Source organism: Haloarcula quadrata (genome assembly GCF_003634715.1).
GTDB classification, from domain to species: domain Archaea; phylum Halobacteriota; class Halobacteria; order Halobacteriales; family Haloarculaceae; genus Haloarcula; species Haloarcula marismortui.
On sequence record NZ_RBWW01000001.1, the window covers coordinates 103084 to 115934 of the forward strand.

A 12851-nucleotide genomic window follows, 5' to 3' on the forward strand; every position below is an offset into this window, starting at 1 on the left:
TAACGTGAAGTGGTTTTTTGTTACAGACTTTCTATATGATACTAATCGCTACCTCCTGTTTCTTGTCAACCGCCAGAGCGTGCAAAGTCATGCTCGTAGCCCAACCGACCAACGATGGTGGAACGGTTCTAGCACCGGCGCTGTCTGTCCCATACAGACGCTCCACTCTCGTTAGTAGCGCCCCGGTAGTCGGGGGGATTCGCTGCCGCTACTGCCATAGCTGGACCCGCCTGAGTGTGGCGAGAAACGAGACCGCTATTCGGTTGGGCACAGCGCCGTTTCGTCGTCGGCAGTCATAGCGTCCGTTCTTTCCATAGTGAACACAACAAGTGGAACGAAGTTTCAAATCGGTCCCTGTCAAACGAACCGCGGTGCTCCGCTCACGGATGGTCGTTCATAATGATGGAACACACTCCATAACGGTTGTACTGTCGTTATTCTCGATACCAAGACCGGAGTTCGTGGACGAAGACAGACCACAGGCGGCCCGTAAAACGGTATTTTCCACTCGAATTATCGACTAACCGGTATCGAAGACCTGTGGCTGAGACTAGTATCTTGTTCTACCATACTGAACAGTTGTACCGTCTTTCGGGAAACACTTACTTAAGATATGAACTATCATTCGCTACACTGGAACGGTGGGCTGATGTGGGCGTGCCAACACAAAAGATAATATCCAGCCAATTGACGACAGTGGTATGAATGTTGACGCGCTCACGGGAGGATTCGACCGCCGAGACTGGCAGGAACAGACAGCGACCGACAACCCAGTTCGGTTTGCGATGATCGGCGTCGGCTGGTGGACCACCGAACAGGCGATGCCCGCCGTCGACGCAGGGGACCTCTGTGAAACGACTGTGCTGGTCAGCAGCGACCGGGAGAAAGCGGCGGACGTGGCAGCTGATTCGGAGACAGTCGAACACGCGATTACGTACGAGGAGTTCCACGACGGCGCCGCAAGCGACGCGTACGACGCCGTCTACATCGTCACCCCGAACGCGCTCCACCTCCCGTACGTCGAGACGGCGGCAGAACTGGACAAGGCGATCCTCTGTGAGAAGCCGATGGAGGCCACTATCGAGCGCGCCGAGCGAATGGTCGAGGTCTGTGACGAGCACGACGCGACGCTGATGATCGCCTACCGAATGCACACCGAGCCAGCCGTCCGGCGAGCGAAGGACCTCATCGACGAGGGGTACATCGGCGAACCGCTGTTCGTCCACGGCAACATGACCGAACCCATTCTTGAACTCGTTCCCGACCCTGACCAGTGGCGGCTGGACGGGGAACTGTCCGGAGGGTGTGCCGTCATGGATATCGGTATCTATCCGCTGAACACGAGCCGATTCCTGCTTGATGCCGACCCCGTTGCAGTCCGGGGGACCGTTGCCTCTGTGCAAGAGGAGTTCGCCGATGTGCCAGACGAACACGGCGCGTTCCAGCTAGATTTCCCCGGCCACGTGTACGCGGTGTGTACCGCCAGCCAGAACGCACATCTTGACAGCCACATCTCCGTACTCGGGACAGAGGGCAAGGTCCGCGTCGAACCGGCCTTCTACCCCTGGGACGACCGCGCGCTCCAGTTGTCTCACGAGGGGACGACGGTCGAGATCGACTTCGAACAGATCGACCAGATGGAAGAGGAGTTCGAGTACTTCGCCCACTGCCTGCTGACCGACACTGAGCCCTACGCCGACGGCGAACACGGCCTCGTCGATATCAACACGATCAAGTCCGTCTACGAAGCATCCGAGACGGAGTCGACAGTCAGACTCGATTGAAACCGGTGCGAGATTTTTTGACCCGGCCAGGTATAGTTCGGCACATGGTTCAGTCAACGTGGGACGACTGGTTCGTCCGCGACGAGATCGAAGCAACAGACCCCGGCGACGGCGTCGTGATCTGGTATCTCGGCTGTAACGGCTTCGTCCTCCGCTCGCAGTCGACGACGCTGTACATCGACCCCTACTTCGGGACTGGCGACCCGCCGAACCTCATCCGCATGATTCCGGTGCCGATGGACCCCGCCGACGCGACCCAGTGTGATGCCACGCTCGTCACACACGAACACATTGACCATATGCACCCGCCGTCGTACGGCCCGCTGGTCGAGGACCTCGGGGCGGACCTGTATGCGCCATCGGCATCGTATGACTCCCCGGACTACGACGGTGAGATGCGAGTGCCCGACGAGCAGCGCAATGAAATCGCTGTCGGTGACGAGTTCGCTGTCGGTGATTTCACCGTGCACGTTACTGGGACGAACGACCCTGACGCCATCGAACCGGTGGGGTACGTCATCGAGCACGACGCCGGGACGTTCTTCCACGCCGGCGATAGCCGGCCCGCCGAGGCGTTTTCCGACGTGGGCGAGCAGTTTGACATTGACGTTGGCGCGCTGGCGTTTGGCACTGTTGGCTCCATCTACGAGCCCGAGCCCGACTCCGGTGTCAGAACGAAGTGGTATATGGACGAAAACGAGATCATCGAGGCCGCAAACCAGCTCCAGCTATCCCGGTTGCTCCCCTCCCATCACGATATGTGGCAGGGCGAAGCGGGCGACCCGAAGGTGCTCCACGAACACGCGGTGTCGTTTGACTACCCCCGAGTCATCGAACCGCTGTATATCGGCTGTTCGGTTCGGCTAAGTGAGCCCGGTATTCGCCGTCTTGACGCGCTGGACTGAGTGAGACCGTGGGTCCGGTCCCCGCGGTGTCGGTTGCTCAAGCAGATACCGCGGATTTGTCGCGGGGTAGCTTTAATACCCCCACCACAGTATGTCCGGCAAATGTCGCCAACAATAACGAAGATCGAAAGCCGAGAGTTCGAGTACCCTCTCGAGGACGTGGGGACCGACAAGCACGGCTTCAATCTAGTCTATGCGCCCGGCGAGACAACCACGCGGAAACTATTCGGCGTCCAGATCCACACTGACGAGGGAATTACGGGCGAGTACGTCGGCGGCAACTCGCCGGCAGCCGCCCAGTACAACATCATTGCCCAGTATCTTATTGGCAAGGACCCGCTGAAACGCGAGAAGCACTGGTCCGAATGCAAGCGCGCGCTCCGGAAGTACGACCGGATGGGCATCGGCCCCATCGACATCGCGCTGTGGGACTTCGCCGGCAAGTACTACGACGCGCCGATTCACGAACTACTGGGAACCTACCGCGAGCGGATTCCCACCTACGCGTCGACGTACCACGGCGACGATGCGGGGGGGCTGGACTCGCCTGAGGCCTTCGCCGACTTCGCCGAGGAGTGCCGCGACGAGGGCTTCGGCGGCTTCAAAATCCACGGCTGGGGCGGCGGCGACGACGCCCGGAGCCTCGACCGCGAAGTCGAAGCGGTTCACGCTGTCGGCGAAGCAGTCGGCGACGAGATGGACCTGATGCACGACCCGGCCTGCGAACTGGAGACGTTCGCCGACGCGCTGGAACTGGGCCGGGCGCTCGATGAACAGGATTTCTTCTGGTACGAGGACCCGTTCCGTGACGGCGGTATCTCACAGCACGCCCACAAGAAGCTGGCACAGAAACTCGACACACCGATTCTCCAGACCGAACACATCCGCGGACTGGAAATCAAATCCGATTTCGCCGCAAGCGAGGCGACTGACTTCCTCCGGGCCGACCCCGAGTACGACGCGGGCATCACCGGCGCGATCAAGGTGGCCCGCATGGCCGAGGCGTTCGGGCTCGACGTGGAGTTCCACGCGCCCGGTCCCGCCCAGCGCCACTGCATCGCCGCCTGCCGGAACTCGAACTACTACGAGATGGCGCTGGTCCACCCGGACTGCCAGAACACCCAGCCGCCGGTGTACGAGGGCGGCTACTCCGACCTGATGGATGCGGTCGACAACGACGGGACGGTCAGCGTCCCTGACGGTCCCGGCCTGGGCGTGGAGTACGACTGGGACTACATCGAGGACAACACTACCGGAAGCGTCCACGTCTACGAATAGCTGCGTACGCAGCCGTCATAGAGCGATGTTTTGGATTATTCCGCCGCGTAAGCCCTAACGCCGGCTTCGAGCACTTCGCGGTAACGGTCCACGTCAATGTCGACAGCGACACGGCTGTTTGGCTCGTTGTCGGTCGTGCCGTACTCGTCACAGATGACGGCCCCGTGGCAGGGGCCGCCGGTCGTGTCTACCTCAAGGTAGTACTCCTCAAAAGTGAGCACCGTTTCGTCAATGATGTCGGCGACGACAGCGGCGTCGTGGATGGCCGGCGCGTCGGCCAGTGGGTAGGTTCCGGAGTCGGGCCGGTAGTCGAGCCACTGGGCGACAGTCCCCCGGATGCCATCGGCCGTGCGGAACTCCTCGATGAACTCGGGAGAGACGGTGGCGCGGTTGGTCACATCCAGCCCGACCATCCGCGTGGTGGCGTCCTGCAGGACGCGGCTGGCCGCCGCGGGGTCGTTGTGGAAGTTGGCCTCGGCCATCGGCGTCACGTTCCCGGTCGTCATCGCCGCCCCACCCATGAGATAGATGTCGTCGACGAGGTCGGGTAACCGCGGCTCCTTGGCCAGTGCAATCGCCAGGTTCGGAAGCGGACCGACGGCCGCGATCGTCAGTTCGTCGCCGTACTCGTGGGCAGCTTCGACGATTGCATCGGCCCCGTGGATATCCCGTGTGTTGCCGTCGGCGTCGGGGATGTCGCCGTGGAGCCCGTTCTCGCCGTGAATCCACTCGGCGGTCGTGAGGTCGTCGACGAGCGGGCGACCACAGCCCCGGGACACCGGAACGTCGTAGCCACCGAGGCCCAGTATCGCGTGGGCGTTTCGCGTCGTGTTCTCGATAGTCGTGTTCCCGCAGACAGTCGAGAGACCGACAACATCGATTGCATCGTGACCGAGCGCCATCGCCAGCATGACCGCGTCGTCGCAGCCAGGGTCCGTATCAAAGAAGACTTTGCGTGACATACCTCCGAAATTCCGCCCATCGGGTCTTAAAGGCTGGTACGTACCGGATGTAACACGGAAGCACCGCTGTAGACAGACCTGTGGACGATCTGTCGGGCCATCGTCGCTACCACAATCGGTGTGTCGGAATGTGTGGCCGACAGATCAGGTGTGTCCGTCAACGCCGTCTTATACTGGCCAAGCGGTGTGATAGCAGGGGACAGCAAAGAGTCGGTCCATCCCCAGAGTCGAAATCCGAGCCACGGTTCGAAGGGACGAGGCGAAGTTGGTCGTTCGTTACAGAGTATGTGTTTACCCTGTGGATTCAACGACCGGTACAGCGCGAGCTCGTGAGATCATCTCGTTGTCCCGAACGACTCGCTTGAGTTCCTCATAGGGATTGCGTCCCTGCTGGCTCCACGTTGCCAGCAGGGAGAAGAGGGTTTCGTGGACGAACATTCCGCGGTCGTTCCGGAGTGTCCCGATGATTTTCCGAAGAACGACTGGTTCACGTAGCGCGTTTTCCGCAGCGTTGTTCGTCGGCGAGACCGCTGGCTCACCGACGAAGGTGAGCCAGTGGTCGAGGCCTCCTTCGATCTTCCCGAGTAGTGTTGCCACTGGTCCGTCGGGGACCGACCGCTCAATCAACGATTCGAGTTCTCTCCGCGCGACACGCTGTAATTCTGCCCGCTCGCGCAGTGTCAAGTCGCTCTCCAGCTGAGTCTGGAGAGCGGCATACAACTGTGTGAGCGCTCGGTAGATCGGTTCGCCTTCTTCCTGCTGTTCGGCAGCATCCTCGGCCTCCCGGAGAATGTGCGCCCAACACCGCTGGAGTTTCTTGCTGAAAGCTGGGTACGCTGTCCACCCGTCACAGATAATCGTTCCTGCGAAGTCCTCCCCGAGGACTTCCGCAGGAACATCGTGGCCACGACTTTCCCGGACGGCGTACAGCGTGTGCTTGTCCGTTCGGAACGTCCAGAGCCACGCTTGGTCTCCGTCGCGCTTGATTCCCGTTTCATCAACGTTGACCACGTCGGCCTGTTGAATCTGTCTACGTATCTGCTCGTACTCCGAGCGACCGGCGCGCGCTGCGCGCTCGGTCGCATGCCACGCGGACGCGCCCGAAAGGTCCAATCCGTGGAGTTGGTTGAAACGATCAGCGATCTTTCGGTAGGGAAGCCGGTGATCGTACCGGGAAAGAGCCGCCTGCGCGATGACGTTCACCCCGAACTGCCCCTCATCGGGGCAGTCGGGGTGTGATGCCACCGTCTCGGTTCCGCACGAGTCGCACTCGTAGTAATGGCGGTTGTACTGGGTAGCTTCCACAGGCTGCGGATCAGGAATCTCTTCGACGAGTCGCGGGCTGATGCCCTCCGACTCATCGAACTGCTCACCACAGTCAGGGCAACAGTCACACGTGACTTCGACCTCCTCATCTGGATCGGGTGCAGACCGCCACTCGGGATTATGGCCGGATTTTCGACCCGGTGTCCCGCCGTCAGTACGAGGTTCTTCGTCGTCCTCGTCGGATGAAGACGAGGACGACTCCTCAGAGTCAGATTGTTTCTGACTGGAGGGGGTGTGCGGTCCTTCGTGCCAGCGAAGTTTGGCTCTGAGCCGCTTGTTCTCTTCGCGGAGGTGTTGATTCTCCTGTTCAAGCTTCTCAACACGATTTTTGAGCGCAAGAAGTTCCTCACGCGAAACCTCAACGCTGTCATCTGAGGAAGTCACGCGACTGCACTCCCCAAAGCAGACGACACGGGATGGTCTCTGTCAGAGAGACCATCCCTCACAATCGCCTTTGTCGCCTGCATTGACCTACTGGCAGGTCAGGGGCAATCTACGAGAGAGTACCGAAATCGTTCTGGGGGTAAACCGATGCGTTACAGACAACAGTCAGTATCCAGAAATAGTGCGTCTATCACAAATTTTAACTATATAGTCATAATACTGTACGGGAAGTGATGGACAGAAATCACATACGACCAGTACTACTCAGCGTACTACTCGTTCTGTCGGTGGTCAGCACCGGCTTCCTTGGAAGTGCCGCTGCTGTACCGAGCGAGCAAAACGAGTTGGTAACGGCGAATAGCCAGACAGCGACACAGACAGCCGCAGCTGGTGGGGCGACCTGTCAGCTTGACAGTAGTTGTCCAGTGCCTGATAATTCGGTCGATCTCAACAACAGTGGGGCCGGGGTCGACGTGTTGATCGACGGGAGTCATCAGGGCTCGACGTTCACGAAGTTCGCAAACCGACTCAGCGAACGCGGGTACGACGTCGACACGAAACGGTCGACGACCGGCGGGCTGACCTCGTGGAACAGTTCGGCCGCGAACGGGCTGTCGGACTACGACGTGGTCGTTATTCCCGTCCCTCAGACGGCCTATAGCGAGGCCGAACAGGATGCGATCGACGAATACGTCAGAAACGGCGGCAGCCTGTTCGTCGTCGGGGATTGGACCTCACCGCTACAGGGTCACGCCGGCAAGCTCAACGACATCACCGACCCGTACGGACTCCACTTCAACGGCGAGAGCGACAAGTGGCTCCGGAACATTCAGGACCCGACCAACAAGACAGTCGAAGACTACGAGTGGCGAGTTGTGCTCCACAACACGGGCCAACATCCGATAATGAACAACGTGGACACCGTGGAGTACGACGGCGTCAGTCTCAACGTGACCGACACGGACAACGGGACGCAGGCCCCGTTGCTGTACGGTGACAGCGATACCTACGAATACACTTACTCCACGACAGAGAAGGAGTACCCCCGTGGCGAGCGCATCGTTGGTGCGGCCGCGACGTGGGATATCGGTGACAACGGCCGCGTCGTCGCCTTCGGCAGTCAGAAGTCGCTCACGACGTATCTCACCGACGAGTGGCAGGCCGAACACCAGCAAACCGATACGCGGCCGTTCCTCTTCCGGACGGTGAAGTGGCTGGCCTCGTCGGGCCACGTCGAGCGACCGGACAAGCCGGTCGCCGTCACCGGCGAGCGAGTCAAGGGCGGCGAGACGCCAGCAAACGAGACGATTGTGCTGAAAAACAGCGAAGTCGCCGCCGCCATCGGTACCGAGACGAACGGACCCTTCGGCACGCTGCCGGGCGGTATCTACGACGCCAACGCGTACGGGCTGACGACCGACCAGATCGGTGTCGCCGAGTTCGCGTTCAACAACTTCGGGACGTGGCCCGTCTACGAGTCCTTCGAGCGCCAGAACGCAACCGGGCCAAACGGCGCGGCAGTCGTCACCGCGACTGGCCACGTCAGCACGAATCCGAACGTCTCGATTACGACGACGTACACGCTGCCAGCCAACTCCAGCCACATCTGGATCAACACCACGATGGAAAACGGCGGCGACCAGCGCCTCCCGAGCAACGATTCCGAGCGCCTCCAGAGCGGGGCCGCACTGAGTTCCGAGGGGCAGTCGACCTGGCTCCCTGGCTCGGGAACGATCGAAGAGACGCGCTCGCCACCAGTGAGTGCCGACACGCTCGACCAGCCCTGGGCCGCGCTCACCGGTGACCGCGTGAGCTACGGCGTCTGGGGCGGGAACGGCTCATTTACCTCGTACACGGGGTCCACAACCTGGGTTGACCCGTGGCTCGAACACCGCCTCGACCCCGGCGAAACGCGGTCAGCGGAGTTCGCCTTCTTCGTCGGCGAAGATGGGTCAAGTAGCGCGACCAGCGAGTACTACAACAAGCAGCAGGGAACCGAGACAGGGACGGTGACCGGCAGCATCGAGAGTACGGACAGCGAGTCCGTCTCACAGGCCACAGTCACCGCCTCAAAGGACGACCGTGCGTTCACCTACACCGTCGGCTCGGAGACCGGAACGTACGAACTCGAACTCCCCACCGGCGAGTACACGCTGACGGCCGATGCCAGCGGGTTCGCAGCATCAGAGCCCAAGTCCGTCACCGTCAGCGGCGGCGAAACGACAACCGCCGACTTCGACTCGCTAGAAGGACCGGCTCCCGTCAACGTCACCGCAACGATAGACGACGAGGGCGAGGTCAGCCCCGCCGATGCCCGGATTACGGTGCTCGACGGCGGCACCGCGGTCCAGACCGTCTACACCCGGACGACGCCGGCCGGCACGGCCTCGTTCCAGCTTCCGCCCGGTAACTACACCTTGGTGTTCAACCACGGGACGGGCTACATCGCCGAGCCGGTCGAGAAAAACATCTCGGTGACGCCCGGCGAATCGGTCAGCGTCAACGCGACGTTCACCGAGGAACTCGACCCAAGCGAACGCAACTGGGTCGGCATCGACCCCCACGCCCACAGCAGCGTCAGCTTCGACGGCAAGACGCCCATCGACAACTTCGTCGCCATTCAGAAATCGGCGGGCGTTGACGCAGTGTTCATCTCCGACCACAACGCCATCGGCGGCTGGGGGTCGATGCAGTCACAGGCACAGGAGCGCGACATCATGTTCGTCCGGAGTGAGGAGATCACCACGGGCGACCTCGGGCACTTCAACCCCTATCCGCTGCACGGCGAGGAGATGATTGATTCCGACGGGACCCTCGTGGAGTTCATCGAGGAGTCCCGCAGCCGACACAACGCGACGGTGTTCCAGATCAACCATCCGGGTGACCGCTTCGTCAGCCTCGACAGCGCGCCCGGACAGCACGAGGAGTACCTCCCGATGGTCGACGCCATCGAGGCGTACAACGGCCCGTACGGCGAGTCCGACGCAGCGAGCGTGCAGGGGCTGTTCACCCTCTGGAACAACGGCTACGACATCACGGCGACCGGGGTCAGCGACGACCACTGTTCGCAGTGCTTCCCGGCGAAATACGGGAGCGCCCGCACCCGGGCATACGTCGAAGGGACCGTCACGCCTGACAAGTGGGCCCAGTCAGTGAAAGACGGGCACACGTACGCGACGTACGGTCCGGCCGTCGAGTTCACCGTTGAGGACGGGATGCCTGGCGAGACCGTGAACACGACCGCCGGGTCGTCCGTAGAGGCGTCCGCAACGGTCCGGAACCTCGACGAACTGGCCTACGCCGAGGTCATTCGGAACGGCACGACCGTTTCGAACGTCACGCTCGACGGCACGAACGACACCATGAGCACCGACGTTGATATCGACGGGAACGCGTGGGTCGCCTTCCGTGTCGTCGACGAAGACGGCGACCGAGCGCTGACTAGCCCAGTCTGGATTTCGGCCGGTCAGCAAGCCGAATCCGGGACTGACGGCAACGGCGAGTCCGGCGGAGCCACGGCGACTGCCGCGCCAGACACCGAGGGCGAGTCAGCAGCAACGGCGGTGGATGACACTGCAACCGCGGAGTCAGAGACGACCGCCGCGTCCGGACCCGGGTTCACCGCCGTCGTCACGCTGCTTGCACTCATCGGTGCAGCGCTGCTCGCAACGCGGCGGAGGACCTGAGCCATGCGGGACACCAGCCAGCGACGGAGTCGGCGTGGGTTCCTCGGAACCCTCGCGCTGGCTGCGGTGACCAGCGCCGGCTGTAGCAGCCTCGGCGGTACACAGAACGGCCAGCCGGGCGATACCGGAGCTGGCGGCTCGGCGGCAACGTCCGAGACAAGTGAAACGCCCGCACAGGCAGGCGATGGGGCACACCACGACGAGGCGCACGGCCACACGCACACAGACGGCGGTCACGACCACAGCGATGGACACAGCCACGACGGTAGTGACGACGAAGCCGATATCGCTGCCGACACCGAACTCGCCGCGTTCGAATCCCACCTGCGCGAGTGGTTCGTCGATATTGACTCCCTCGCCGTCGAAGACAGTCGCATCAGGCTGACCTACGTCACGAAGAGCACGCGCAGCCACGAACTCGCGGCCGGCATCGAGACGGTCGTCGTCTCGTTCATCCAGGCGTACACGGACGACTGGGGGGTCGAAGGCCTCGACGCGGAGGTAATCGAGCCGTCCGGCGACGTGATGGGCTACTGGCGAACCGAATCGCGGTGGGTCGAACCGGTCGCCGAGGGCCACGAGACGCGGACCGCGCTGCTCGAACGGACGCTCGACACGTACCACGGCCGCCGCACGCGCGACCACGACCACGCTGAAACCGACCACAGCGGGACCGAAAGCATTCACCAGCACAACGGAACCGAGCACGCAGACCACTGACGGCAGCGGTGTAGTCACTGCCGTCACCGTCGTTCTGAGAACGGGAGAGAGTACGATTCGGTTCGAAAAACGCCGTGTCGTCGCTCAGACTTTCAGCAACGACAGCAGGCTGACGCCGACATCGAAGTACTCGATGAGGCGATAGCCGACGAGGATTCCGAGGATTCCCATGACACCGGCGAGGTTCGGCGGGGCCGGAATGGGAACATCCAGCAGTCCGAACACGACGCCGGTAGCGACGCCGGTCATCGTCGCGACGATGACGAGTGAGAGATTCATCGGTCGGTCACCACTGCTCTGCAGCGAGGACCCACGCAATCGGGTGTCGAAGCGCCCCAAAAGCGGCCGACGGGTGTGTTTGAAGTGTGTGCCATTGGTGGCATATAGAACGGATTCGAGCGGTAAGTATGCTCCTCATCAGGTCAGCAATGGTTGGGAGTAGCACACACCAACCGCAGACAGTTCTGTAATACCAAGAAGTATATCCAGCTATCCGAATAAGGTATTTTCGAGAGATACATACTCATTTTCTAGGTTTGTCTCTAGTATATCTAGCCACGTAGAGAGTGAAAAGCGGTAAGAGCGGTTTTACTGTAGACACTTATCTCATTATGTATGCAAATAATCTTGAAGTAGAAAGCTATAGGGCTATATACGTGCAAGCTGAATACCGCCAGAGGAGCAACCACGCTCAGTATCGTCCGGGAGGCTGGCGTTTATAACTAAGCCACGGGAAGTGATGACGATGCAAGCCGTTCAGTTCGACAGTCACGGCGACCGTGATGTGCTTGAGTATGGCGAGTTTCCCGACCCCGAACCGGGCCGCGATGAGGTGGTCATCGACGTGAAGGCGGCCGCGCTGAACCACCTCGACATCTGGACGCGGCGCGGGCTCCCCGACATTGACCTCGAGATGCCACACATTCCGGGCAGTGACGCCGCGGGTGTTGTCGACGAGGTCGGCGACGGTGTCTCGCGGTTCGAACCGGGCGACCGGGTGGCCGTCCTCGCCGGCAAGAGCGGCGGCGGCGACGAGTTCAGTCGCAAGGGTGACCAGACACTCGCGCCGGACTTCCACATCATCGGCGAGCACGTCCGGGGTGTCCACAGCGAGTACGCCGCCGTGCCGGCGGAGAATCTCACCCCAGTCCCCGAGGGCGTCGACTGGGAGACAGCCGCCGCATCGCCGCTGGTGTTCCAGACCGCCTGGCGGATGCTGCGCGACCGCGGCGACCTGAAGGCCGGCGAGTCGGTACTGGTGCTCGGTGCGTCCGGCGGTGTGGGCCACGCCGCCGTCCAGATTGCCGACCACGCCGGCGCTGAGGTGTTCGCGACCGCCAGCAGCCAGGAGAAACTCGATTACGCCAAAGAACTGGGTGCGGACCATACAATCAACTACGAGGAGACGGACTTCGCGAGCGAGATTCGGGACCTGACCGACGGCCGCGGCGTCGACATGGTCGTTGACCACATCGGCGCACAGACCTGGCAGGACTCGCTCAAGAGCCTCGTCAAGGGCGGCCGGGTCGTCACCTGCGGGGCGACGACTGGCGGCAACCCGGAAACGGACATCAACCGCATCTTCTGGAATCAGTTGCAGGTCATCGGCTCGACGATGGCCACCCCAGGGCAGGCTGATGAAGTGCTGGATCTGGTCTGGCAGGGTGAGATGGAGCCGCGAGTCCGCGAGACGCTGCCGATGAGCGAAATCGCCCGGGCACACGAGATAATCGAGGACCGCGAAGGCTTCGGGAAGGTCGTGGTCGTTCCCGACAGCGAACTGTAGGTCCGCCCTTCGTTTTTGTC

8 protein-coding genes and 1 pseudogene are annotated in these 12851 nt (G+C 61.6%); 6 read left to right on the forward strand and 3 right to left on the reverse strand.

The annotated features are described in order from the left end of the window. Nucleotides 1–701: 701 nt before the first annotated feature. The 3 genes from gfo6 to BDK61_RS00570 all read left to right on the forward strand — a co-directional run bounded on the left by gfo6 (nucleotide 702) and on the right by BDK61_RS00570 (nucleotide 3967). Entirely contained in the window at nucleotides 702–1784 is a 1083-nt protein-coding gene (gene gfo6 / locus BDK61_RS00560) for a D-xylose 1-dehydrogenase Gfo6 (protein ID WP_004964872.1), read from the forward strand. Between the two features lie 44 nt (nucleotides 1785–1828). After that, nucleotides 1829–2689: an MBL fold metallo-hydrolase gene (locus BDK61_RS00565; protein WP_011224576.1), complete on the forward strand. Its 861-nt coding sequence runs from the start codon at nucleotides 1829–1831 to the stop codon at nucleotides 2687–2689. A 102-nt stretch (nucleotides 2690–2791) separates the two neighbouring features. Beyond that, a complete protein-coding gene (locus BDK61_RS00570; protein WP_121302018.1) occupies nucleotides 2792–3967 on the forward strand; it encodes a mandelate racemase family protein in 1176 nt (391 codons plus the stop codon). Between the two features lie 35 nt (nucleotides 3968–4002). Here BDK61_RS00570 and BDK61_RS00575 read toward each other — a convergent pair whose 3' ends face one another. Next, complete coding sequence (locus BDK61_RS00575; protein ID WP_121302019.1) at nucleotides 4003–4929, reverse strand: nucleoside hydrolase; 927 nt, start codon at nucleotides 4927–4929, stop codon at nucleotides 4003–4005. 291 nt (nucleotides 4930–5220) lie between these two features. Beyond that, nucleotides 5221–6694: pseudogene (gene tnpC / locus BDK61_RS00580) on the reverse strand (IS66 family transposase). Nucleotides 6695–6872: 178 nt separating this feature from the next. Here tnpC and BDK61_RS00585 point away from each other — a divergent pair. Both BDK61_RS00585 and BDK61_RS00590 read left to right on the forward strand, forming a co-directional pair. After that, a complete protein-coding gene (locus BDK61_RS00585; protein ID WP_121302021.1) occupies nucleotides 6873–10325 on the forward strand; it encodes a CehA/McbA family metallohydrolase in 3453 nt (1150 codons plus the stop codon). A gap of 3 nt (nucleotides 10326–10328) precedes the next feature. Beyond that, a complete protein-coding gene (locus BDK61_RS00590) occupies nucleotides 10329–11045 on the forward strand; it encodes an urease accessory protein UreE (protein ID WP_121302022.1) in 717 nt (238 codons plus the stop codon). Nucleotides 11046–11129: 84 nt separating this feature from the next. Here BDK61_RS00590 and BDK61_RS00595 read toward each other — a convergent pair whose 3' ends face one another. Beyond that, nucleotides 11130–11324, reverse strand: a complete 195-nt coding sequence (locus BDK61_RS00595) for a XapX domain-containing protein (RefSeq protein WP_004518274.1) — start codon at nucleotides 11322–11324, stop codon at nucleotides 11130–11132. Nucleotides 11325–11790: 466 nt separating this feature from the next. On the opposite strand from BDK61_RS00595, the gene BDK61_RS00600 reads away from it, so the two are divergent. Beyond that, a complete protein-coding gene (locus tag BDK61_RS00600; RefSeq protein ID WP_121302023.1) occupies nucleotides 11791–12831 on the forward strand; it encodes a zinc-binding dehydrogenase in 1041 nt (346 codons plus the stop codon). Nucleotides 12832–12851 lie beyond the last annotated feature (20 nt).